Below are 23,997 nucleotides of genomic sequence, written 5' to 3'. Positions count from 1 at the left end.
CAGACTACGCGACGACGTCAGTCCTCGCGCGGTTCCCGAGCCTGCCGGGGGGCGAAACGCGCCACGACCGCCTCGCCGTGCGCGGGCAGCGCCTCCGCCTCGGCGAGGGCCACGATCCCTTCGCGCACCGCTGCCAGGGCGTCGCGGTCGTATTCGATCACCTGCTGCGGGCGCAGGAACGTCGCCGCCGAGAGCCCCGCGGCGTATCGCGCCTGCCCGCCCGTGGGCAGCACGTGGTTGCTTCCGGCCAGGTAGTCGCCGAGGCTCACGGGCGAGTACGGCCCCACGAAGACGGCGCCGGCGTGGACGAACAGTTCGGGGCGAGGGTCGGCCAGGTGCAGTTCGAGGTGTTCCGGGGCGTAGGCATTGCTGAACGCGGCGGCGCCGTCCAGATCGTCCACCAGGACGATGGCGGACTGCGGACCGGTCAGCGCTGCGCGCACCCGCGCGGTGTGACGGGTCTGCGCCGCGCGCTCGGCCACCGCATCCGCCACGGCCGCTGCCATCGCGGGCGACTCGGTCACCAGGACCGCGGAGGCCTGCTCGTCGTGCTCGGCCTGGCTCACGAGGTCGGCGGCGACCAGCACCGGATCGGCGCTGTCGTCGGCGACGACGAGGATCTCGGTCGCGCCGGCCTCGGCGTCCGTGCCCACCCGACCGGCGACGGCGCGTTTGGCGGCCGCGACGAAGTTGTTGCCGGGCCCGGTGACGACATCGACCGGCTCCAGCCCCAGGGAGGCCACCCCGTACGCGAACGCGCCGATGGCCCCGGCGCCGCCCATCGCGTAGACCTCGGTGATGCCCAGCAGGTGCGCCGCGGCGAGGATGACGGGGTGCACACGCCCGTCGAACTCGCGCTGCGGCGGCGAGGCCAGCGCGACCTCCCCCACCCCGGCGACCTGGGCGGGCACCACGTTCATCACGACGCTCGAGGGGTAGACCGCCTTCCCCCCGGGCACGTACACGCCCACCCGGCGCACCGGCTGCCACCGCTGGGTGACGAGCGCCCCGGGGCCGAGGTGGGTCGTCACCGGCGGCGGCACCTGCGCCGCGGAGGCGTCCCGGACGCGGCGGATGGCTTCTTCCAGCGCCGCGCGCACGGCCGGGCTCAGCGACGCGGCGGCCTCGGACAGCTGCTCCGCCGGGACGCGCACGTCGTGGCCGGAGACCCTATCGAACCGCTCGGCTTGCTCGCGCAACGCCGTCTCGCCGCGCTGTGCCACGTCGGCAACGATCGCCGCGGCCGTCGTGAGAGCCTCGTCACGGGCCGCGACGGCACGCGGGACGGCGTCGAGGAGATCGGCCGTCGTCAGATTCCGACCGCGCAGGTCGATGGTGCGGAGCATCCGTCCAGGCTACCGGCGGCTCAGCCGCGCGTGACCCCGGTCACGTCGTGGAGGTAGCCCACCCGGCCGTCCTCGTGGCGGATGACGAAGACCTCACCGCGGTCCTCGATCACCAGCGCCCACGCGGTGGGACCGATGCGGAACAGCGGGTTGCCGTAGTCGTCGACCACGTCGCGCTCGACGGGAACGAGCGCCCAGAACGCCTGCACCTGCGGCGGAGCGGCCTGCGCGGAGGTGACGGTCTCGTCCGCCATCGACCACTCGCGCGTCTGCGGCTCCTGCGCGGCAGGCTCCTGCGCGGCAGGCTCCTCGCGGAGAGGGGCGAAGACGTCCGTGTCGTACGAACCGGTGTCACCGGACGTACCGGCGGGCGAGGGGGCCGGTGAGGCGGAACCGGTGCCGTACGCACCGGTGCCGTACGCACCGGTGTCGTAGGCCGTGGTCTGCGGTGCCCCGGAGGGGACGGCTGCGGCCTCGACGGGAGCAGGGGCAGCGGCAGGCGCAGGCCGCTCGCGCGCGGGGCGCTGGGTCACCGGCCGGACGGGGCGGGCATTGCGGTGCGCGGGCGTTTCGCGACGGCCCTGGAAGTCCTGCTCCAGCACCGGGATGATCGGCGCGAAGACGGTCAGCACGACGCCGGCGAGCATGAGCACGACTTCGACCCACACCACCCAGGAGCGGGTCCAGAACCCGGTCTCCATCACGATCGCGATCGTCTCCCACAGCTCGGTGAGCCAGACCAGCGCCGCCACGGAGAAGGCGACCGAGGCGAACTGGTCGATGGCGAGGGACCCCACCCGGCGAATGCCCTCGGGAGAGAGGCGACGGAGGACCAGGAGGAACACGGCGACGGTCGGCAGGCCGATCGTCGCGATCCAGGACAGGCCCGACACCCACACGTTGTCGCCACCGAAGAGCGGCCGCGCGTTGCCCTCCACGATGTTGAGCGGGAAGAACGAGACGATGAAGGCCACGAGCCAGACGCCCACGAGGGCGACCTCGCGGATCGAGAACGGACCCACGCCGTACTGCGGCGGGGTCTCCTGCTCGGAGGCGGTCGGAGCCTCGTCGTGCTCGGCGGCGGTGCGAGCCGCGTCGTGCTCGGCGGCGGTGCGAGCCGCGTCGTCGGCAGCGGGGGCGCGGGCGATGGTGGTGTCGTCCAGTTCGGCGTCAGTCACGATGTTCCTCTCAAGGGGGCGGGGACGATCCTACCGAGGGTCGCCGACGCATCCCAGGCAGGCGCCGGTGCATTGACAGGGCTTACGCAGATCCGGCACATCAGCCAAGGCAGTTCGGGCCGAGCAGACCCTTGAGCTCGCCGTACAGATCGGCGGTCACCCGCACGGGATGCGGGACGTCGAACACCTTCGCGGTGCCGCCCTTGTGGAGTTTGAGCGTCACCTCGGTGTCGCCGCGGTGACGGTGCAGAGTCTGGAGAAGCTCGCTCACGAGGTCTTCGCTGGCGCGTTGCTCGGGCATCAACAGCACCAGCGGGCCCGAGTCATCCATCGACCCCAGATCCGGCGAGAACGCCGACTGGGCGTGCAGGTTCAGACCGTCATCGCGCCGGGACACCCTGCCGCGGACCACGAGGATGGCGTCGGCCTGCAGGACCGGGGAGAACTCCTGGTAGGTCTTCCCCATGAACATCACGGTGACCTCGCCGTTGAAGTCTTCGACGGTGATCATGCCGTAGGGGTTGCCGCTCTGCTTGGCGACGCGGTGCTGCACGCTGGTGACCAGTCCCGCGATGGTGACCTGGTCGCCGTCCTGCACGTCGTCGGACGAGAGCAGGTCGTGGATGCTGGTGGACGCGTGCTTGGCGAGGGAGACCTCGAGGCCGGCCAGCGGGTGGTCGGAGACGTAGAGACCGAGCATCTCGCGCTCGAAGGCGAGCTTGTCCTTCTTGGTCCACTCCGGCCGGTCGGGCACCTTGGCGTCCAGCTGCGGTTCGTCCCACAGCGAGTCGAAGTCGAAACCGACCTCGCCGTTGGCCTCCCGCCGCTTGTCGAGCACGGCCCCCTCGGTCGCGTCCTCGTGGATCTCCAGAAGCGCCCGGCGCGTCGCCCCGAGCGAGTCGAAAGCGCCGGCCTTGATGAGCGATTCCACCGTGCGCTTGTTCGCCACGTGTAACGGCGCCTTGGCCAAGAAGTCATGGAACGAGGTGAAGGCGACCGCCTGCCGCGCCGCGACGATCCCGTCGACGACGTTCGCACCGACGTTGCGTACCGCGCCGAGGCCGAAGCGGATGTCTTCTCCGACGGCGGCGAAATACCGGATCGACTGGTTCACGTCGGGTGGGAGCACCTGGATCCCCATGCGGCGGCACTCGTTCAGGTAGACCGCCATCTTGTCCTTGGAGTCGCCGACGCTGGTGAGCAGCGCCGCCATGTACTCCGCGGGATAGTGGGACTTCAGATAGGCCGTCCAGTAGGAGACCAGTCCGTACGCCGCGGAGTGCGCCTTGTTGAAGGCGTAGTCGGAGAACGGGAGGAGGATGTCCCACAGAGCCTTGATCGCCGCTTCCCCGAAGCCGCGCTCCACCATGCCGCCGTGGAAGCCCTCGTACTGCTTGTCCAGCTCCGACTTCTTCTTCTTGCCCATCGCGCGACGGAGAATGTCGGCCTGGCCGAGCGAGAACCCCGCCACCCGCTGGGCGATGGCCATCACCTGCTCCTGATAGATGATCAGGCCGTGGGTGGCCTCGAGGATCTCCTTGAGCGGCTCTTCGAGCTCGGGATGGATCGGCGTGATCTCCTGCTGGCCGTTCTTGCGCAGTGCGTAGTTGATGTGGGAGTTCGCCCCCATGGGCCCGGGGCGGTACAGCGCGATGACGGCCGAGATGTCTTCGAAGTTGTCGGGCTTCATCAACCGCAGGAGCGACCGCATCGGGCCGCCGTCGAGCTGGAACACCCCGAGCGTGTCACCGCGGGAGAGCAGTTCATAGGAGTCCGCGTCGTCGAGCGGGAGGTCTTCCAGGACGAGCTTCTCGCCGCGGTTGGCCTCGATGTTGTCGACGGCGTCGTTGATGATCGTGAGGTTGCGAAGCCCCAGGAAGTCCATCTTGATGAGGCCGAGGGACTCGCACGCGGGATAGTCGAACTGCGTGACGATCTGGCCGTCCTGCTCGCGGCGCATGATCGGGATGATGTCGATGAGCGGTTCGCTCGACATGATCACGCCCGCCGCGTGCACACCCCACTGACGCTTGAGGTTCTCGAGCCCGACGGCGGTGTCGAAGACCGTCTTGGCTTCGGTGTCGGTCTCGATGAGGGTCCGGAACTCCGCGGCCTCCTTGAAGCGCGGGTGCTCCTTGTTGAACATGCCGTCCAGCGGCATGTCTTTCCCCATCACGGCCGGGGGCATCGCCTTGGTGAGCTTCTCCCCCATGCTGAACGGGAATCCCAGCACGCGGCCGGCGTCCTTGAGGGCCTGCTTCGCCTTGATCGTGCCGTAGGTCACGATCTGCGCGACGCGCTCGTCGCCGTACTTCTCGGTGACGTACTGGATGACCTCGCCGCGGCGACGGTCGTCGAAGTCGACGTCGAAGTCCGGCATCGACACGCGATCGGGGTTGAGGAAGCGCTCGAAGATGAGGCCGTGCCGCAGCGGGTCGAGGTCGGTGATCCGCATCGCGTAGGCCGCCATCGACCCCGCCCCCGAGCCACGGCCGGGGCCGACCCGGATGCCGTGGTCCTTGGCCCAGTTGATGAAGTCGGCGACCACCAGGAAGTAACCGGGGAAGCCCATCTGCGTGATGACGCCGGTCTCGTATTCGGCCTGCGTGCGCACCTCGGCGGGGATGCCGTCGGGGTAACGGAACTCCAGCCCCTTCTCGACCTCCTTGATGAACCACGACTCCTCGGTCTCTCCGGCCGGGACCGGGAAGCGGGGCATGTAGTTCGCGGAGGTGTTGAACTCGACGTCGCAGCGCTCGGCGATCAGCAGTGTGTTGTCGCAGGCCTCCGGGTGGTCGCGGAAGATCTGCCGCATCTCGGCGGGAGACTTCACGTAGTACCCGTCGCCGTCGAACTTGAACCGCTTGGGGTCGTCCAGCGTGGACCCCGACTGCACGCACAGAAGCGCCGCGTGGCTCGTGGCGTCGTGCTGGTGGGTGTAGTGCAGGTCGTTGGTGCCGACGAGCGGGATGTTCAGGTCTTTGGCGATCTTCAGGAGATCGCTCATGACCCGACGCTCGATCGACAGCCCGTGATCCATGATCTCGGCGAAGTAGTTCTCCTTGCCGAAGATGTCCTGGAACTCGGCCGCCGCGGCACGCGCCGCGTCGTACTGGCCGAGCCGCAGCCGCGTCTGCACCTCCCCTGAGGGGCAACCGGTGGTCGCGATGAGCCCCTTCGAGTAGGTCTGCAGCAGCTCGCGGTCCATGCGCGGCTTGAAGTAGTAGCCCTCGATCGAGGCCCTGCTGGAGAGGCGGAAGAGGTTGTGCATCCCCTCGGTGGTCTCGGACAGCAGGGTCATGTGCGTGTAGGCGCCCGAACCCGAGACGTCGTCGTTGCTCTGCTCAGGCGTGCCCCAGCGCACGCGCGCCTTGTCTGCGCGGTGGGTACCCGGGGTCACGTACGCCTCGATGCCGATGATCGGCTTGATTCCGGCATCCTTCGCGGTCTTGTAGAACTCGTACGCCGCGAACGTGTTGCCGTGATCGGTCACCGCGATGGCCGGCATGCCCTGCCGGACGGCCTCCTGGACCATCGGGCCGATGCGCGCGGCGCCGTCGAGCATCGAGTACTCGCTGTGGACATGCAGGTGAGCGAAGGAGTCGGATGCCACGCATCGAGTCTACGAGCGCCCTCGGACACGGGCTGCTCCGCAACGCGCTCGCCGCGGGCGCGCATTGTCCCTGCGTCGTGTTACGGGCACCGACGCGTTCCTCAGTGACCGGTTACGGTTTCGTGACGCCCGACCGGCGAACATAACGGTCTGGTCACGTTTCCGCAGAGGCGCGCTGCGGGGACATCGGCCCCCCGGCGCGACGTTATGAATTGGTTATGGAATTATTACGAAATGCGCCCCCCGCGCGGCCACATCGACGCACTGTCCCCCGCAGGATCACCGCCGCGGCCATCGCCGTCGGCATCGCCGCCACGCTCGTGGCACCGGCCACGGCTGCCACCGCCGCGCCCGTGCCCGCACCCACCCCCATCGTCGGAACGTCGACGCAGCCGGTTTTCGAGTACGCCGAAGCGATCCGTGAGCGCGTGTACATCCCCGTCGAGGGCGTCGACCAGGACCGCGACGGGGTGACCGACCGCACGGCCATCGACATCGTCCGTCCGGACGCGGACCCCGCGACGCTCGCGGTACCCGCCATCATCGACCCCAGCCCGTACTTCACGACCGTCGGGCGCGGTAACGAATCGCAGAAGCTGTCGGATCAGGACGGCGACGGCGTGACCGATCTGTTCCCGCTGTTCTACGACAACTACTTCGTCCCCCGCGGGTACGCCGTCATCCACGCACAGATGAACGGCACGGGGTTCTCCACCGGCTGCCCCCTGCACGGGGGCTCCGGCGACATCGCGAGCATGAAGGTCGTCATCGACTGGCTGCAGGGCCGCGTCCCCGGATTCGACGCCGCGGGCGACCCCGTCACCGCCGACTGGCACAACGGCCGGGCGGGCATGATCGGCAAGTCCTACGACGGCACCCTCGCCAACGGCGTCGCCGCCACCGGCGTCGACGGGCTCTCGACGATCGTCCCGATCGATGCCATCAGCGAGTGGTACCGCTACTCGCGGACCAACGGCATCCGGCACAACACCGACTATCCCGCGAGCCTGTCGAGCAACGTCACGAACGAGGATCGTCGCGCGGTGTGCGCGCCGACCCGGGACGAGATGAACGCGATCGACGGCGACGAGACCGGCGACATCAACGCGTTCTGGCAGGAGCGCGACTACCGCGCCGACGCGGACAACGTGCGCGCGTCCGTGTTCGCCGTGCACGGCCTGAATGACGACAACGTGCGGATGAGTCAATTCGCCGAGTACTGGGACGCCCTGGGTGCCAGCGACGTCCCGCGGAAGGTATGGCTGCCGCGCGTGGGTCACGTCGATCCGTTCGACTTCCGCCGCGAGGTATGGGTCGACACGCTGCACCGCTGGTTCGACTACTGGCTGTACGGCCTGGAGAACGGCATCATGTCGGAGCCGCAGTCCACGGTCGAATCCGACCCCGCCGTCTACCTGGACGAGGTCTCCTGGCCCGCGCCGGGTGCCGAGCAGGTCGATGTCCATGTCACCGGGCAGCCGGGGACGGAAGGCTCGCTCGCCCTGGCGCCGACGGAGGGAGCGACCACCATCGCCTTCACCGGCCCCGGCAACAGCCCGAACGAGACCGCGCTGATCACCGGCCCCGAGGGTCAGCAGTCCTCCCGGCTGGTCATCCTGTCCGAGCCGCTCGAACAGGACCTGCGCATCTCCGGCACCCCCACCGTCCGCCTCGACGCGTCGCTGAGCCAGGAGCAGACGAATCTCGGCGCGCTGCTGGTCGACTACAGCACCGCCGCCCGGACACCCCGTGGCACCGGGGACGGAGTGCAGAACCTCGCCACGCGCACCTGCTGGGGTGGCGCCAGCGCGTTCGACAACGCGTGCTACCTCGAGGTGGAGCGACGGTCGGCCACCACCGATTTCTGGCGTGTCTCACGCGGCGTGCTGGACTCGTCCAACCGCGACACCCTGATCGACGGCCAGGCGACGCCGGTGGTCCCCGGGCAGATGTACGGATTCGACTGGACGCTGGAGCCGTACGACTACACGTTCCGCGCCGGCAGCCGCATCGGCCTGGTCCTGACGACCAACATGTCCGGGTTCGTCGCAGGATCCCCGGGAGCCACCGTCACGATCGACGCGACGAGCAGTTCCCTCGTTCTGCCGGTGGTCGGCGGCCTCGACGCCGCCGCACGCTCGGGCGCGTTCGGGGCTCCGGCGCCGGTCACCCTGAGCTTCGACGTCGGCGGTCAGGGGACGGCACCAGCCGCCCAAGAGGTCGCGTACGGCAGCGCGCCGACGGCCCCGGCCGACCCGACCGCCGATGGCCTGGGCTTCGGCGGCTGGTACGCGGATGCCGCGCTCACCACGCCGTTCGACTTCTCGTCGCCGCTGACGGCCAGCACCACCGCCTATGCGCGGTGGCTCACCGTGGCCGAACGCATCGCGTCGATCGAACTCGAGATGAGCGCCCCGTCGGTGCCGCAGGGCGGCACTCTGACGGCGACGGTCGAGGGCTTCGACGCCGACGGCGAGAGCCTCGGTGATGTCACGTCGTTGGCGGTTCTCACCAGTTCCGTGGCGACGGATGTCTTCTCGGGGAACACGGTCAGCTTCCCGCAGGCGAGCCCGCACACGATCACGGCGACGGTGAACGGCCTGACCTCGAGCGTCACCGTGGAGGTCATCCCCGCGGACACCCCGGTGACGGACGAGCGTGAGGGCGGCGTGGGAGCCATCGCATCCGGTCTCGCCGCCACCGGCGGCGGAGCGCTCGCGCTCGTCGGCCTCACCGCCGCCGCCGCGCTGCTCGTCGTCGGAGCCGTGCTCCTGACGGCGCGCCGGAGGCGACGCCTGAGCTGAGCCGGATCGGGGGTGGGGACCGGCTCGGTCCCCACCCCCGCTACCGTGGACGCATGGCCACCCCCGAATTCGTCCTGTCCCTGCGCGAGAAGATCGGGCAAGCCCCGCTCCCCCTCGTCGGGGTCACGGCCGTCGTGTTCCGCGACGAGAAGGTGCTGCTGGGCAAGCGCACCGACAACGGTCGGTGGGCGCCGGTCTCGGGCATCGTCGAACCGGGCGAGGAACCCGCCGACACCGCGGTACGGGAATGCCTCGAAGAGGCAGGAGTCGTCGTCCGCGCCACCCGCCTGGCCCTCGTCCACCAGATCCCCCGCATGACTTACGCCAACGGCGACCAGGTCGACTACCTCGATCTCGTGTTCCGCTGCGACTGGATCTCGGGTGAGCCGCATCCCGCCGACGGCGAATTGACCGAGGTCGGCTTCTACGGCCTGGGCGAGCTGACCGATGTCGCCCACGAGCACGTCCGCCGGATCGCCCTGGCGATGGCCGAGGACGACCCGGCGACCTTCTCCGGCGGCCGCTAGCGCGGATGCGCGGCCCGCGGCCGGAGGATCGCATCGAGGTCGGAGCATCCGCCCGTCATCCTCCGACGACGGTGCCGTCCTCCGACGCGCGAGCCGCCGGCGACGGGGCGGATGCGCGGGCCGCGGGCGCTACAGAGTCCGACGCATCAGCACCCGAGGAAAACCGCCAGCTGGGACACGGGGCGCCGCGAGGGTGCCGCGGCCTTCTCGAACAGCCGCTTCCTCCCGACATAGGCCATCGTGAGGTCGACCTTCTCGTCGCAACCACGTCGAACGACCTCGCGGCGCGTACGTCCACGGTTGATCGCCGTGTGCCGCCTTCCCCGACACTGTCCTCACCGAGGTCGGAGGATGCTGCGCGCGTCGGAGGATGCGCGCAGGATCCTCCGACGAAGGCGAAATGCTCCGACGAAGCGGAACGCCCAGACGCGGTCAGTCGGCGCGGAGGATCTCCAGGGCGCGGGCCAGGTCGGCGGGATACTCGGAGGTGAACGTCGACCACTCCCCCGTCTCGGGGTGTGCGAAGGACAGCTGGCGGGCGTGCAGCCACTGGCGGGTGAGGCCGAGGCGGGCCGACAGCGTCGGGTCGGCCCCGTAGAGGGGGTCGCCCACACAGGGATGCCGGTGCGCGGCCATGTGGACGCGGATCTGGTGCGTCCGCCCCGTCTCGAGGTGGATCTCCAGCAGGGAAGCGCCGGGAAACGCCTCGAGGGTCTCGTAGTGGGTGACGGAGTCCTTGCCGGCGGGCGTCACGGCGAACTTCCACGAGTGCGTGGGATGACGACCGATCGGCGCATCGATCGTGCCGGCGAGGGGATCGGGGTGGCCCTGCACGACGGCGTGGTAGATCTTCTCCACCTCGCGTTCCTTGAACGCCCGCTTGAGGACGGTGTAGGCGTGCTCGGTCTTCGCCACCACCATGAGCCCGCTCGTCCCGACGTCCAGACGATGCACGATCCCGCGCCGCTCGGCGGCGCCGCTGGTGGAGATGCGGAACCCGGCCCCCGCCAGTGCGCCGAGCACCGTGGGCCCCTCCCAGCCCATCGACGGATGCGCCGCCACCCCCGAGGGCTTGTCCACCACGACGATGTCGTCGTCGTCGTACACGATGCCGAGGCCCGGCACCTCGACGGGCACGATCTCGGGTTCGCGTTTGGCCGTCCACGTCACCTGGAGCCACGCGCCGCCGTGCAGCCGGTCGGACTTGCCGACCGTCCGTCCGTCCTGCTCGACGCCCCCCGCGTCGGCCACCTCCGCGGCGAAGGTGCGGGAGAATCCGAGCATCTTCGCCAGTGCGGCATCCACCCGGGTGCCGTCGAGCCCGTCGGGGACGGGAAGACTCCGTGACTCCGTCATCAGCGCGGCGCCGGTCCGGGGTCGGTCTGATCGCCGACCGCGCCCGGCTCCTCATCATCCGGGACGGCGTCATCCCCGGCGGCGTCATCCCCGGCGGCGGCACGGGTCTCCCGCGTGCCGTCCAGGCGCAGCCCGATGAGGACGAGCAGCGCCACGGCGATCATCATCGTGACGATGAAGATGTCGGCGACGTTGTAGATGGCCGGCATCATCCAGGGCGTGGAGATGAAATCCACCACGTGTCCTACGGGGAATCCCGGTGACCGCAGCAGCCGGTCGGTGAGGTTCCCGAGGACGCCGCCCAGGAGCAGTCCGAGCGTCACCGCCCACGCGCGGGAGGTCACGCGTGTCACGGCGAGCCAGACGAGGACGACGGCGACGACGGCCAGCGCGATCGTGAAGACCCACGTGACACCCTGCCCGAGCGAGAACGCCGCGCCGGGGTTTCGCACCAGGTAGAACTGCAGGAACTCGCCGAGCACGGGAACCGGCTCCTCGGGAGGCAGGTTCGCGATGGCGAGGTACTTCGTGAACTGGTCGGCGGCCAGCACCGTCACCGCGAGGATCGCGATGAGGATGCCGGCCGCCGCCTTATGCAGGGGTGCTCGGCTGCGCACCGAGCGGGCCTAGAGCCCGATCGCCGAGACCGGGGTGGATCCGGACGGCGTTGCGGTCGTATCGAGGTCGCGGAGCTTGCCCTCGATGTAGCTGCGCAGCTGTGCGCGGTAGTCGCGCTCGAACGCGTTCAGCTCGGAGATGCGGCCCTCCAGCGCGACGCGCTCCTTCTCCAGGCGCGCGATCTCGTCGCGGCCCTTCGCCTCGGCCTCGGCCAGGATGGCCGCCGCGCGGGACTGGGCTTCGGAGATGAGCTGGTCGCGCTGCGCCTTGCCCTCGGCGACGTGCTCGTCGTGCAGGCGCTGGGCCAGCTCGATGATGCCCGCCGACGTCGATGCCGGGTCGGCGGAGGAGACGGGGGCGGCGACCGGGGTGGGCGCGGGGACGTCGGTGACGACCGGCTCGGCCGGTGCTTCCGCGCGCGGCTCGGCGGCGGGCTGCTCACCGGACTCGTAAGCGGCGAGCCGGGCCTTCAGCTCCTCGTTCTCGGCGAGGGCCTTACGCCACTCGACGACGATCTCGTCGAGGAAGTCGTCCACCTCGTCCGGGTCGAAGCCTTCCTTGAACCGGACGTGCTGAAACTGCTTGGTGACGACGTCATCAGGGGTCAATGGCATGGTGATTCCTCTTTCGAGAGCTGGTCTCGGGCCGGGGTTCTGACGGCGCTCCGGGCCGTGCGTGCTTCGAGCAAGCATAGTCGGCGGCTCCGCAGGCTGTCGAAGCCTTGCGGTCGGGCCGGGGGTCGGTCAGCCTCCGGCGATCGAGCGCGTGATCCCCAGCAGGAGGAAGCACAGCAGCATCGTCAACGCGAAGGCGAAGTCGATGGCGACGGGCCCCACACGCAAGGGCGGGATGAAGCGACGGAAGAGCCGGATCGGCGGGTCGGTCACCGTATAGACGACCTCGGCCGCGATCAGTGCCCCACCGCGCGGTCGCCACGACCGGTTGAACATCGGGATGTATTCGAGCACGAGTCGCACGAGCAGCACGATGACGTACAGGAAGAGCAGCCCGTTGAGGATCGTGGCGACCAGGCGCAGCACGTCCACGGTCGGTTACGGCTGAGCGAACGCGACGGACTCGGAGTCCCCCTGCGCAAGCGCACCGTCGCCGGATACGGCGATGTTCTCCGGAGACAGCAGGAACACCTTGCTCGTGACCCGCTCGATCCGCCCGTACAGCCCCATGGACAGGCCGCTGGCGAAATCGATCAGGCGGCGCGCGTCGGCGTCGCTCATCTGCGACAGGTTGATGATGACCGGAACGCCCTCGCGGAAGTTCTCGGCGATCACCTGCGCGTCGCGGTACTGCTTGGGGTGCACCGTCAGGATCTCGCTGATCGGGCCCGGGGTCGGCTGACGCACCACCGAGGGGCGGTGGATCGGCGTCACCGGTGCGGCCTTCTCGACAGCCTGCGGTTTGCGGCTCGAAGGCTGCGTCGCCGGCTCGTCGAAGGCTTCCTCTTCGTCAGCGAGGCCCAGGTACACCATGGTCTTTTTGAGCGGGTTCGACATCGCATCCTCCGTTCGCTCGTCTGTTCCGAGGCTATCCGCGCACGGGCCTCGGGCCCGTGATTGCCGAGCCGATCCGCAGGTGTGTCGCGCCCATTGCGATCGCTTCGGGGAAATCTCCGGTCATCCCGGCCGAGATCCACGTCGCCTCCGGTGCCACGCTGCGCACCGCGTCCGCCGCGGCACGCAGGCGGGAGAAGGCGCGCTCGGGCTCCTCGTCCAGCGGAGCGACGGCCATGACGCCCCGGACGCGCAGGGTGGGCAGCGCCGCCACGTGTTCGGCCAAGCCGAGGACAGCCGCCGGCTCGACACCGCCGCGACCGGGATCGTCGGTCAGGTTCACCTGCACGAGCACGTCCAGGACGCCCCCCGGCTCGGGGGCCGCCGCATCCAGGGCATCGGCCAGCCGCGCACGGTCGATCGAGTGCACCGCCGATGCCACGGCACGGATGGCCCGGGCCTTATTGGTCTGCGCCTGCCCGATGAAGTGCCACCGCAGGTCGGTCAGCGCCGTCAGGTCGGCCGCCTTCGCCGTCAGCTCCTGCTGACGGTTCTCCCCCACGTCTCGCACACCCAGCGCGTACAGGTCGCGCACGAGGGCGGCCGGGTGGAACTTCGTCACGACGATGCGGGTGATCTCCGCGGGATCGCGCCCGGCGGCCCGGGCGGATGCGGCGATCCGCTCATCGACGGCGGCCAGACGGTCGGCCAGTTCGCTGTCCACGATTCCTCCCGGAAAACGCTGTGGCGGGCCCGGGGCATGCCGGACCCGCCACCGCTGTTGAGGACTCCTACTTCAGGAAGTCGGGGATGTCCAGGTCGTCGTCGCCGAATGCCGAGTCGTAGGCAGGCTCGGGATGGCGGGCAGCGACCGGCACCGACTCGCGCACGCGCTCCTCCTCGGCGACCGGCGCCGAGGGCGTGGTCTCCTCGGTGGGCAGCGGCAGGGGCGGGAGGACGGGCGTTGCCGGCCGCTGGGCAGCACCCACGGCATCCAGACGCAGCGACGGCTCTCCGCCGTCGAAGCCTGCCGCGATGACCGTGACCCGCACCTCGTCGCCGAGAGTGTCGTCGATCACCGTTCCGAAGATGATGTTGGCCTCGGGATGCGCGGCCTCCTTCACCAGCTGCGCGGCGTCGTTGATCTCGAAGATGCCGAGGTTCGAGCCGCCCTGGATCGACAGCAGGACGCCGTGGGCGCCCTCGATCGACGCCTCCAGCAGCGGAGACTCGACGGCCAGTTCGGCGGCCTTGATCGCGCGATCGGCGCCGCGCGCGGAGCCGATGCCCATGAGCGCGGATCCCGCACCCTGCATGACCGACTTGACGTCGGCGAAGTCGAGGTTGATGAGACCCGGCGTGGTGATGAGGTCGGTGATGCCCTGCACACCGGCCAGGAGCACCTGGTCGGCCGTGGCGAAGGCCTCGATCATCGAGATGCCGCGGTCGCTGATCTCGAGGAGCCGGTCGTTCGGCACCACGATGAGGGTGTCGACCTCTTCCTTGAGCTTGGAGACGCCGGTCTCGGCCTGCTGCTGGCGGCGACGCCCCTCGAAGGAGAAGGGCTTCGTGACGACACCGATGGTCAGGGCGCCGATCGACTTGGCGATGCGTGCGACGACCGGTGCGCCACCGGTGCCCGTGCCACCGCCCTCGCCGGCCGTGACGAACACCATGTCGGCGCCGGCCAATGCCTCTTCGATGTCTTCCGCGTGGTCCTCTGCGGCGCGGCGCCCCACCTCGGGGTCGGCGCCGGCACCGAGGCCGCGCGTGAGTTCCCGTCCGACGTCGAGCTTGACGTCGGCGTCGCTCATGAGCAGCGCCTGAGCGTCCGTGTTGATCGCAATGAACTCCACGCCGCGCAGGCCGAGCTCGATCATGCGGTTGACGGCGTTGACGCCACCACCGCCGACTCCCACGACCTTGATCACGGCGAGGTAGTTCTGGTTCTGGCTCATGCCGGCCTCCATATCCCGAACCTTAAACCTCATCTAGAGGGTTAAAGAATTGCTGGGTATGCAATTCCTGATTCCGAACGTAGGTGGCGGACGCGGCGTCAGCCGGAGCGACGCGGCGTGTCGCCACAACCCGCGGATAAAGCGTCAGCGCACCACGATGGCCGACGGGGAGGAGACGTCGTACACGCTCGTGTCGGCAGGCGGACGGCCCTGCATCGCGCGCTCCAGGGTGAGGGCCTTGAGAGCGGATCGGTCGGCGCTCCCCCACACGACCGTCGTCTCGGTCGCGCCCAGGGTCAGCGTGACGTCATCGGCCGTGGTGGCCGAGACCGCCGTCACCTGCATCCGGATCGCGTCGGGCAGCGACCGCATGACCCGCCCCGCCGCCTGGAACGCCGCCGACCCCACGCCGCCGGTGATGGTGAGCACCGGCTGACCCGGTGGCGCCGAGGGGGTCGTCGACAGCGCGACGCCCGCGGCATCCACGACCGTGTAGCCGGCGGCGGATCCGATCGCCCCCACCGGGGTGCGTTCGACGATACGTACGACGAGGTCGTGCGGCGGGCGCGCCTCGAGCGTGTAGGACTCCACGAGCGGGAAGCGCACGAGCGCGGCTTTCACGGCACTGTCGTCCACGAGCGGGAGCGGCGTGCCGAGCTGGTCGTCGAGAGCCTCCGCGACGGCGTTCGCATCCAGCGTGCTCGTCCCGGCGACCTCGATGCGCTCCACGGCGAACAGCGGACTGTAGGCGGCACCCACCGTGCCCAGGACGAGCAGCGCCACCGCCGCGGCGGCACCGATCCACAGCATCCGCCGGCGGCGCTGGCGCACCGTGAACCGGCGCACCTCTGCGCGGAGTGCCCGCCGGCGGGCACGGGAGGCGCGCCACACGTCGCGCAGACCGAGTCGGTCAGGGGTTCCGGCGTCTTCCGGAGCGGTCGGCGCGGACGGGCGGGCGGGGCTCCACCGCTCCTCGCCCGGAAGGAGCGGGATGACCGGGGCGGTGGGTTCGCGCGCGGCGGCCGGCTTCTCGGTGGTCCGTCGGGCGGGCGACGATTCCGCGGGCGGCGGCGGCAGGGGGCTCGGCCGGCGCATCCGCGTCACTCCTCGGCGATCTCGGCGGTGCGCGAGAGTGCCTCGAGCACCTGCGGGATGATGAGGTTCACGTTGCCGCAGCCGAGGGTGATGACGTAGTCGCCGCCGCGCGCCACCGCCGCGGTGTAGTCGGCGGCCTCCTGCCAGTCCGCGACGAAGTGGACGTGGTCGGGATCGCGGAAGGCACCGCTGACCAGTTCTCCGGTGACACCGGGTACCGGATCTTCGCGGGCGCCGTACACGTCCAGCACGACGGTGTGATCGGCGTACGACTCCAGCACCTCGGCGAACTCGCGGTACATCGCCTGAGTGCGCGAGTAGGTGTGCGGCTGGTGCAGGGCGATGATGCGGCCGTCGCCGATGACGGTACGGGCGGCCGCGAGGGCGGCGGCGACCTCGGTCGGATGGTGCGCGTAATCGTCGTACACGCTCACCCCGCGCCGGACGTCGTGCAGCTCGAACCGCCGCGCGGTGCCCCCGAACCCGGAGACCGCTCGGGCCGCCGCAGCGACGTCGTACCCGAGCGTGACCAGCACCGCGACGGCGCCCGCGGCGTTGACGGCGTTGTGCGCGCCGGGAACCCGCAACTGCAACGGAACGGTCGTGCCGGCGGTCGTGAGGGTGAAGGAGACGGGTCCGTCGGTGCGGATGTCGGCCACGCGGACGTCGGCGGAAGCATCCAGCCCGAACGTGATGACGCGAGGGTGCGACAGGCGTGCGCGCACGCGCTGCGCGCCGGGGTCATCGGCCGAGATCACCACCGCCTCGCGCGCCCGGTCGGCGAACTGCGCGAAGGCGGCATCGAACGCGTCGAACGAGCCGTAGTGGTCGAGGTGGTCGGGATCGACGTTCGTGATCAGCGCGACCGCCGTGTCGTAGAGCAGGAACGTGCCATCGGATTCGTCGGCCTCGATCACGACCAGATCGTCGGAGCCGGTCGCGCTGGAGGCGTCGTAGTCGGCGATCACCCCGCCGTTGACGAACGTCGGGTCGGCGTCGAGGGCGCGCAGGCCCGTGACGATCATGCCGGTGGAGGTCGTCTTGCCGTGGGCACCGGCGACCGACACGAGCCGGCGTCCGCCGATGAGCCAGTGCAGCGCCTGCGACCGGTGGATCACGGCGAGCCCGCGCTGTTTGGCGGTGACGAACTCGGGGTTCTCCGGCCAGATGGCGCCGGTGTGGACGACCGTGTCGGCGTCGCCCAGATGAGCGGCGTCGTGACCGACGTGCACGGTCGCGCCGAGGCTCTCCAGGGCACGCAGCCCGGGGCTGTCGGCGCGGTCGGACCCCGACACGCGGATGCCGCGCTCGAGGAACATGCGCGCCAGCCCCGACATCCCCGAGCCGCCGATGCCGATGAAGTGGGCGGCTTCGATGTTCTCGGGGATGGGCAGGCTCAAGTCGGGTCGAATCATGACCCGATCATCCTAGGTCGGCGTTCCTGGGCGTCGGCCCCGGCGCGCGGAGGCACCGTCGCTCCGGCCCGCAAGGGCCTCGTCGATCAGGTCGATGACGTTCTGCGTTCCGGTGCGCGTGCCGGCGGAGGCCGCCGCATCCCGCATCGCCCGCCGTGCGCCGGCATCCTGCAGCAGCGGGACCAGTTCTGCCCGCACGCGGTCGGGCGTGAGTTCCGCGTCGGGGATGATGCGGGCAGCTCCCGCGCGGACGGCGGCGGCGGCGTTGAGGCGCTGCTCGCCGTTGCCGACGGCGTAAGGCACGTAGACGGCGGGGATCCCGAGGGCGCTGACCTCGCTGACGGTCGCCGCCCCCGACCGCGACACGATGACGTCGGCGAGGGCGTAGGCCAGATCCATCCGGTCGACGTAGCGGACGACGGCGTAACCGGGCGCGCCGGGATCGGGGAGGTCGGACCGCTCGCCGGTGACGTGCAGCAGCTGCCAGCCGGCGGCGAGGACGTCCTGCCACGAGCCGCCGAAGGCTTCGTTGAGCCGCTGGGCGCCCAGCGAGCCGCCGAAGACGAGGAGCGTGGGGCGACCGGCGTCGAGCCCGAAGTGCTCGGCCGCCGCGGAGCGGGAGGCCGCGGCATCGAGGTCGACGATCTCGCGGCGCAGCGGCATCCCGACGACGCGTGCGCCCCGGAGCGGCGTGCCGGCGAACGCCACGCCCACGGCGGCCGCGCCGCGAGCGCCGAGCACGTTCGCGAGGCCCGGTCTGGCGTTGGCCTCGTGCACCACGACCGGCACGCCCGCGCGCCGGGCGGCGACGTAGGCGGGGGCCGACGCGTAGCCGCCGAATCCCGTGACCACGTCCACCTCGCGGTCGCGCAGGTGGGCGCGCACCTGCGCGATGGCGCGGCGGAAGCGGACCGGGAACATCGCCGCGGCGCGGTCGGGGCGACGCGGGAAGGGGACCTTGTCGACGACGAGCAGCTCGTAGCCGCGCAGTGGGACGAGGCGTGACTCCAGGCCCTCGCGCGTGCCCAGCACGTACACGGCGGCGTCGGGGTCGCGCTCACGCAGGCCGTCGGCGACGGCGAGCAGCGGGTTGACGTGGCCGGCCGTGCCGCCGCCGGCGAGGAGGTAGGTCGTCACCATCCGACCCTAACAACCGCCGCCTGTGCGTTCCTGCCTGACCCCGCACCCGCACCGCGTACCGTACTCAGTCTGAACCGCTCAGGCGGAGCGCTCGGCCGCAGGAACACGCGGACTCGTCCTGCACCCAGTGCCGTTCAGACTGAGTACGGTACGGGGGCGGCGCGGCAGCGGGCCCGGATGGGGAGGGCGACAGCGTCAGCGGACGCGGACGGGGAGGCTGCGGGCGAACGAGAGCAGCACGCCGCACGCGATCAGCACCGAAAGCAGGCTCGTGCCTCCCTGGGACATGAAGGGCAGCGGAACGCCCAGCACCGGGAACACCCGCAGGACGACGCCGATGTTGATGAGCGCCTGCCCGACGATCCAGATGGAGATGGCACCGGCGACGATCCGCACGAAAGGGTCGTGGGTCTTGCGCACGATGTGGAAGGCCCCCACCGCGAACAGCGCGAACAGGGCCAGCACCACGGCGCAGCCGATCAGCCCCAGCTCCTCCCCCACGATGGCGAAGATGTAGTCGTTCGCCGCCGCGGGGAGCCAGTCGTATTTCTCCTTCGAGTTCCCCAGCCCCAGTCCGAAGATGCCGCCCGACGCCAGACCCCACACGCCGTGCAGCGACTGGTAGCAGGTGTCGTAGTAGCAGTCGAGCGAGCCCGCGTTGAGGAAGCTCATGATGCGCGCCATGCGGTTCGGGCTGCTCACGGCGAAGAAGACCACGGCGATCACGGCGGCCAGAGCGGGCAGGATGAAGATCCGCAGCTTCACGCCCGAGAAGAACAGGGCTGCGAGCACGATGAGCACGAGGATCATCGCGGTGCCGAGGTCCCGTCCGGCCAGGACCGTCGCGATGACCATGATCGCGACCGGGACGATCGGGATGAAGACGTGGCTCCACGACGTGAGAAGGGTGCGCTTGCGGTACATCACCGCCCCCATCCACAGCGCCAGTGCGATCTTGAGGAACTCCGCGGGCTGGAATTGGAAGCCGGCGATCGAGACCCAGTTGCGGTTTCCGTACGACTCGATGCCGAGCCCGGGCACGAACACGAGAAGCTGGAAGACGGTCGCGCCGATGAGGGCCGGCCACGCGATCCTGCGGAGGAACGTCACAGGGAATCGGCTGATGACGAACATCAGCGGGATGCCTAGCACCGCGAAGACGCCCTGTTTGATCACATGCTCGAACGGGTTCTGCGCCCCTCCGAGCGCCGACGTCGCCGACAGCACCATGATGAGCCCGAACCCGGTGAGCAGGAGCGCGGTGGAGGCGATGAGGAGGAATTCGCTCGGCACCGGTGCGAAGACCCGTCCGAGCGACACCTTCGCGGCGAGACCGCGACGAGAGGGGTCGGCAGGGTCAGGCGCCTGGGTCGGGGGCGGTGTCGTCGTGGTCACGCGGTTCCCCCTTCCCTGCCGGCGGGCGGCCGGCGATACGTTCGTTCACCGCATCGGCGAATCGCCTGCCGCGGTCGGCGTAGGAGGAGAACTGGTCGAAGGATGCCGCCGCCGGTGCCAGCAGCACCACGTCTCCGTCGCGAGCGACGTCCATCGCCAGGTCGACGACCCGTGCCATGACGTTCTCAGTCTCTGCGGGGTCGACCTCGAACACCGGCACCCCGGGCGCGTGTCGCGCGAACGCGTCCAGCACGGCGCCGCGCTCGACGCCGATCACGATCGCGGCCTTGGCCGCCGCACCGCGCCCGGCCACGAGCGGGGCGATGTCGACGCCCTTGAGGAGTCCTCCCACCACCCACAGCGCACCGGGGAACGCTGCGAGCGAGGATGCCGCGGCATGCGGATTCGTCGCCTTCGAGTCGTCCACCCACGTCACGCCGTCGTGCACGGCGACCACCTGGATGCGGTGCGGGTCGAGCGTGAACGACGCCAGTGCCGAGCGGATGGCCGCGGGCGCGACATCCCGGGAGCGAGCCAGGGCGCTGGCGGCGAGGACGTTCGAGACGATGTGCGCAGCGCCGAGCCCTGCCGCGGCGAGGTCGGCGACCGTGGTGAGCTCCAGAGCCGAGGTGCGCCGCTCCTGGAGGAACGCGCGGTCGACGAGGATGCCGTCCACCACGCCGAGGTCGCTGGGTCCCGGAACGCCGAGGTCGAATCCGATCGCCCGCGCGCCCTCGACGACGTCGGCTTCTTCGACCATCTCCCGCGTCGCGGCATCGGCCTTGTTGTAGACGCACGCGACGCGCACGTTCTGGTACACGACGGCCTTGGCCGCACGGTACGCCGCGAACGAGCCGTGCCACTCGAGGTGGTCGTCGGCGAGGTTGAGGCACACCGATGCGTACGGCGACAGCGGGTCGGGTCCGCTCTGCCGCCCGAGGTACCAGAGCTGGTGGCTGGAGAGCTCGACCACCAGCACGTCGAAGCCGGCGGGTTCGCGGACGGCGTCGAGCACCGGCACGCCGATGTTGCCCACCGGGGCAGCGCGCAGCCCGCCGGCTGCGAGCATCGACGCCGTCAGCCGGGTCGTGGTCGTCTTGCCGTTGGTGCCGGTGATCAGCATCCAGTCCGCCGGCGTGCCGTCGGGGCGCAGCACCTTGTCGCGGACGCGCCACGCCAGTTCCACGTCGCCCCACAGCGCCGTGCCGGTGTCCTGGGTCCACGCGACCACCGGATGCTGCGGCGAGAACCCCGGCGAGGCGACGACCACGTCGGGGGCGAAGGCGACCAGCTCCTCCGGCACCGAGGAGAGGGCGCCGGTCCACAACCGCGCCCCGATCACCGGGAGGAGCCGCTCGTACTCGTCGTCGACGGACTCGGTGAAGACGAAGACGACGGCCCCGAGCTCGGCGAGAGTGTCGGCGACGGAGAATCCGGTGACCGACATGCCCAGCACTGCGACGCGCAGGCCGCGCCAGTCGGCATGCCAGCTGGTGAGGGTGTCCAGGCGCTCGGCGCTCATGCCCGCGACAGCCACTCGACGTAGAAGAATCCGACGCCGGAGACGGCGAGCAGGCCCGCGATGATCCACATCCGCACCACGATGGTGACCTCGGACCAGCCGCGCATCTCGAGGTGGTGATGCAGGGGGCTCATCAGGAAGAGCCGTTTGCCGCGCGTGATCTTGAAGTACGCGCGCTGCAGGATGACCGACCCGGACGCGATGACGTAGACGCCTGCGACGAGAACCATCAGAAGCTCGGTGCGGGTGAGGATCGCCATCGCGGCGATCACGCCGCCGATGGCCATGGAGCCCACGTCGCCCATGAAGATCTTCGCCTTGGGCGCGTTCCACCACAGGAATCCGACGAGCGCGCCCACGAAGGCCGCCGAGATGATGGCGAGGTCGAACGGATCACGGGTGCCGTAGCAGGCGGGTTGCACGGCCTCTGCGACGTTCGTGCAGACCTGCTGCACCTGCCAGAAGGCGATGAGGCTGTACGCGCCGACGACGAAGATGCCCGAGCCTGCCGCGAGGCCGTCCAGCCCGTCGGTGACGTTGACGGAGTTGGAGGTGGCGACCCCGATGAGCGAGACCCATGCGAGGTAGAGGAGCCAGCCGATGACGGGGCCGAGGGCGAACAGCCACAGCAGCGGGACGTCGCGGAACACGGAGATGTAGGCGGATGCGGGGGTTTGCCCCGCCCGGTTGGGGAAGTTCAGGGCGACGATGCCGAACGGCACGGTCACGATCACCTGCCCGACGATCTTCCGCCAGCCGGTGAGGCCGAGGCTGCGCTGCCGTCGGACCTTCATGTAGTCGTCGATGAAGCCGACGGCGCCGAACCCGACCATCATCCAGATCACGAGCCAGCCGGAGATGGTGGGCGGGTTGTTGCCGGTGAAAGAACCGACGAGGTAGCCGACGATCGTGCCGAGGATGAAGATCGTGCCGCCCATCGTGGGCGTGCCGCGCTTGGCGCCGTGGGAGGGGTTGCGGATGTCTTCGGGCGTGCGGATCACCTGACCCCAGCCCCACTTGCGGAACAGCCGCAGGAAGACAGGGGTGAGGAAGAGCGTGAACGCCAGGGAGATCGCCGCGGCAGTCAGGAGGGATCTCACGAGAACGATTCTCCCAGACGATCGCCGAGGAACCGGAGGCCCGCGGAGTTGGAGCTCTTCACCAGCACGCGGTCACCGTCGCGCAGTTCGCCGAGGAGGTAGTCGTATGCCGCGTCGGCGTCCGGGAAGAACACCGCCTCGCCGTCCCACGAGCCCTGAGAGATCGCCTCCAGGTACATCCGTCGCGCGTCGGAGCCGACGACGACGATGCGCTGGATGCCCAGGCGCACCGCGAGGAGGCCGATGCGGTCGTGCTCGTCGCCGGAGTACTCCCCCAGTTCGCTCATGGCGCCGAGGACGGCGACGGTGCGCTCGTGGGGTGCGGTGATCTGCGCGAGGGTGCGGAGGGCTGCGGCCATCGAGTCGGGACTGGCGTTGTACGCGTCGTTGAGGATGCGGACACGGTCCGAACCCAGCGGCTGCATGCGCCAGCGCTCGGCGATCTCGACCGTCTCGACGCGGGCGATCGCGTCGGCGGCGGTGACCCCGAGCGCGGTGGCGGCGGCGATGGCGGCGAGGGCGTTCATCACGTGGTGCTCGCCGAGGACCTGGAGGCGAAGGGGCATCGCCACGCCGTCCACGACGAGGTCGGCCCGGGTGCCCCTCGCGCCGACCTCCACGTCGATCGCGCGGACCTCGGCGCCGGGGCCGCGTCCGAACCAGCGCACCGACACGTCGCCCTCGGCGGCGATCGGCGCCATCGCGCTCACCCGCGGATCGTCGGCGTTGAGGACTGCGAGTCCGCCCGGGCGGACGGCGCGGACGAGTTCGGATTTCGCCGCGAACGTGGCCTCGATGCCGCCGAATCCGCCGGCGTGCGCCATTCCGACCATGAGCACCACGCCGATGTCGGGGGTGACGAGGCCGGCCAACCGGGCGATCTCCCCGGGGCCGCTCGCCCCGAACTCGCTCACGAGGAACCGGGTGCGCTCGCTCACGCGCAGCATCGTCAGGGGGGCGCCGACGGAGTTGTTGAACGAGGCGCGCGGGGCGACGGTCTCCCCTTCGCCCTCGAGGATGCGGGCGAGAAGGTTCTTCGTGGTCGTCTTGCCGTTGGACCCGGTGATCCCGACGATGCGCAGGTCTCCGCGCTCGCGGACGCGGGCGACGACTTCGCGCGCCAGGTCGGCGAGGGCGGCCACCGCATCCGGGACCACCACCTGTGTGACGGCGGCATCGACCGGGTGCTCGACGACCGCGAGGGCGGCGCCGCGCGCGACCGCCGCATCCACGAATTGATGCCCGTCGGTGGTCTCGCCGGGCTTGGCGACGAAGATTCCGCCCGGCTCGATCAGCCGGGAATCGGTGTCGACGGCGCCGGAGACGACCGTCTCGGGGGTGTCGGATCCGGCGAGACGGAGGACGCCGCCGACGGCGTCCGTGAGCTGTGTGAGGGTGAGGGCAATCATGGTGTGTGCGGCG

19 protein-coding genes are annotated in these 23,997 nt (G+C 70.2%); 2 read left to right on the top strand and 17 right to left on the bottom strand.

Annotation, left to right across the window (positions count from 1 at the left end; all coding sequences use genetic code 11):
* Positions 1 to 17 precede the first annotated feature (17 nt).
* The 3 genes from hisD to dnaE form a co-directional block, all read right to left on the bottom strand.
* The gene (hisD, locus tag AC2DFQ_RS01880; protein WP_484532772.1) at positions 18 to 1,346 is read right to left on the bottom strand and encodes a histidinol dehydrogenase; all 1,329 of its coding nucleotides are present in this window, start codon (positions 1,344 to 1,346) and stop codon (positions 18 to 20) included.
* 20 nt (positions 1,347 to 1,366) lie between these two features.
* A complete protein-coding gene (locus AC2DFQ_RS01875; RefSeq protein ID WP_484509532.1) occupies positions 1,367 to 2,524 on the bottom strand; it encodes a hypothetical protein in 1,158 nt (385 codons plus the stop codon).
* Positions 2,525 to 2,624: 100 nt separating this feature from the next.
* The gene (gene dnaE, locus AC2DFQ_RS01870; RefSeq protein WP_484533122.1) at positions 2,625 to 6,089 is read right to left on the bottom strand and encodes a DNA polymerase III subunit alpha; all 3,465 of its coding nucleotides are present in this window, start codon (positions 6,087 to 6,089) and stop codon (positions 2,625 to 2,627) included.
* Positions 6,090 to 6,355: 266 nt separating this feature from the next.
* Here dnaE and AC2DFQ_RS01865 point away from each other — a divergent pair, with 266 nt between their 5' ends.
* Positions 6,356 to 8,941, top strand: a complete 2,586-nt coding sequence (locus AC2DFQ_RS01865) for a CocE/NonD family hydrolase (RefSeq protein ID WP_484532771.1) — start codon at positions 6,356 to 6,358, stop codon at positions 8,939 to 8,941.
* A 53-nt stretch (positions 8,942 to 8,994) separates the two neighbouring features.
* The gene (locus tag AC2DFQ_RS01860; RefSeq protein ID WP_484532770.1) at positions 8,995 to 9,468 is read left to right on the top strand and encodes an NUDIX hydrolase; all 474 of its coding nucleotides are present in this window, start codon (positions 8,995 to 8,997) and stop codon (positions 9,466 to 9,468) included.
* Between the two features lie 432 nt (positions 9,469 to 9,900).
* Here AC2DFQ_RS01860 and AC2DFQ_RS01855 read toward each other — a convergent pair whose 3' ends face one another.
* The 14 genes from AC2DFQ_RS01855 to AC2DFQ_RS01790 form a co-directional block, all read right to left on the bottom strand.
* Positions 9,901 to 10,824 (bottom strand): RluA family pseudouridine synthase, encoded by a 924-nt coding sequence (locus AC2DFQ_RS01855; RefSeq protein ID WP_484509535.1) that lies wholly within the window; start codon positions 10,822 to 10,824, stop codon positions 9,901 to 9,903.
* The gene (lspA, locus tag AC2DFQ_RS01850) at positions 10,824 to 11,441 is read right to left on the bottom strand and encodes a signal peptidase II (protein ID WP_484532769.1); all 618 of its coding nucleotides are present in this window, start codon (positions 11,439 to 11,441) and stop codon (positions 10,824 to 10,826) included. Before lspA ends, AC2DFQ_RS01855 begins: the two co-directional genes overlap by 1 nt.
* Before the next feature lie 9 nt (positions 11,442 to 11,450).
* Positions 11,451 to 12,056 carry a DivIVA domain-containing protein gene (locus AC2DFQ_RS01845; RefSeq protein ID WP_484532768.1) on the bottom strand — a complete coding sequence of 202 codons (606 nt, stop codon included), beginning with the start codon at positions 12,054 to 12,056 and terminating at the stop codon, positions 11,451 to 11,453.
* Between the two features lie 129 nt (positions 12,057 to 12,185).
* Positions 12,186 to 12,488, bottom strand: coding sequence for a YggT family protein (locus AC2DFQ_RS01840; RefSeq protein WP_484509538.1), 303 nt, complete (start codon positions 12,486 to 12,488; stop codon positions 12,186 to 12,188).
* A gap of 6 nt (positions 12,489 to 12,494) precedes the next feature.
* Entirely contained in the window at positions 12,495 to 12,953 is a 459-nt protein-coding gene (locus AC2DFQ_RS01835) for a cell division protein SepF (RefSeq protein WP_484532767.1), read from the bottom strand.
* A 31-nt stretch (positions 12,954 to 12,984) separates the two neighbouring features.
* Entirely contained in the window at positions 12,985 to 13,674 is a 690-nt protein-coding gene (locus AC2DFQ_RS01830) for a YggS family pyridoxal phosphate-dependent enzyme (protein ID WP_484532766.1), read from the bottom strand.
* 67 nt (positions 13,675 to 13,741) lie between these two features.
* On the bottom strand, positions 13,742 to 14,908 hold the full coding sequence (gene ftsZ, locus AC2DFQ_RS01825) for a cell division protein FtsZ (protein WP_484509541.1): 1,167 nt from the start codon (positions 14,906 to 14,908) through the stop codon (positions 13,742 to 13,744).
* Between the two features lie 144 nt (positions 14,909 to 15,052).
* On the bottom strand, positions 15,053 to 16,003 hold the full coding sequence (locus AC2DFQ_RS01820; RefSeq protein WP_484509542.1) for an FtsQ-type POTRA domain-containing protein: 951 nt from the start codon (positions 16,001 to 16,003) through the stop codon (positions 15,053 to 15,055).
* Positions 16,004 to 16,008: 5 nt separating this feature from the next.
* Positions 16,009 to 17,418 carry a UDP-N-acetylmuramate--L-alanine ligase gene (gene murC / locus AC2DFQ_RS01815; RefSeq protein ID WP_484509543.1) on the bottom strand — a complete coding sequence of 470 codons (1,410 nt, stop codon included), beginning with the start codon at positions 17,416 to 17,418 and terminating at the stop codon, positions 16,009 to 16,011.
* 12 nt (positions 17,419 to 17,430) lie between these two features.
* Positions 17,431 to 18,555 carry a UDP-N-acetylglucosamine--N-acetylmuramyl-(pentapeptide) pyrophosphoryl-undecaprenol N-acetylglucosamine transferase gene (locus AC2DFQ_RS01810; RefSeq protein ID WP_484509544.1) on the bottom strand — a complete coding sequence of 375 codons (1,125 nt, stop codon included), beginning with the start codon at positions 18,553 to 18,555 and terminating at the stop codon, positions 17,431 to 17,433.
* 198 nt (positions 18,556 to 18,753) lie between these two features.
* A complete protein-coding gene (gene ftsW / locus AC2DFQ_RS01805; RefSeq protein ID WP_484532765.1) occupies positions 18,754 to 19,953 on the bottom strand; it encodes a putative lipid II flippase FtsW in 1,200 nt (399 codons plus the stop codon).
* On the bottom strand, positions 19,916 to 21,475 hold the full coding sequence (gene murD / locus AC2DFQ_RS01800; RefSeq protein WP_484532764.1) for a UDP-N-acetylmuramoyl-L-alanine--D-glutamate ligase: 1,560 nt from the start codon (positions 21,473 to 21,475) through the stop codon (positions 19,916 to 19,918). Before murD ends, ftsW begins: the two co-directional genes overlap by 38 nt.
* Positions 21,472 to 22,575, bottom strand: a complete 1,104-nt coding sequence (gene mraY / locus AC2DFQ_RS01795; RefSeq protein ID WP_484509547.1) for a phospho-N-acetylmuramoyl-pentapeptide-transferase — start codon at positions 22,573 to 22,575, stop codon at positions 21,472 to 21,474. Before mraY ends, murD begins: the two co-directional genes overlap by 4 nt.
* Positions 22,572 to 23,984 carry a UDP-N-acetylmuramoyl-tripeptide--D-alanyl-D-alanine ligase gene (locus AC2DFQ_RS01790; protein ID WP_484532763.1) on the bottom strand — a complete coding sequence of 471 codons (1,413 nt, stop codon included), beginning with the start codon at positions 23,982 to 23,984 and terminating at the stop codon, positions 22,572 to 22,574. The genes mraY and AC2DFQ_RS01790 overlap by 4 nt, the downstream gene beginning before the upstream one ends.
* Between the last annotated feature and the right edge of the window lie 13 nt (positions 23,985 to 23,997).

The organism is Microbacterium sp. Z11_20, assembly GCF_057197605.1.
This window is presented reverse-complemented; position numbering and strand designations above follow the sequence as displayed.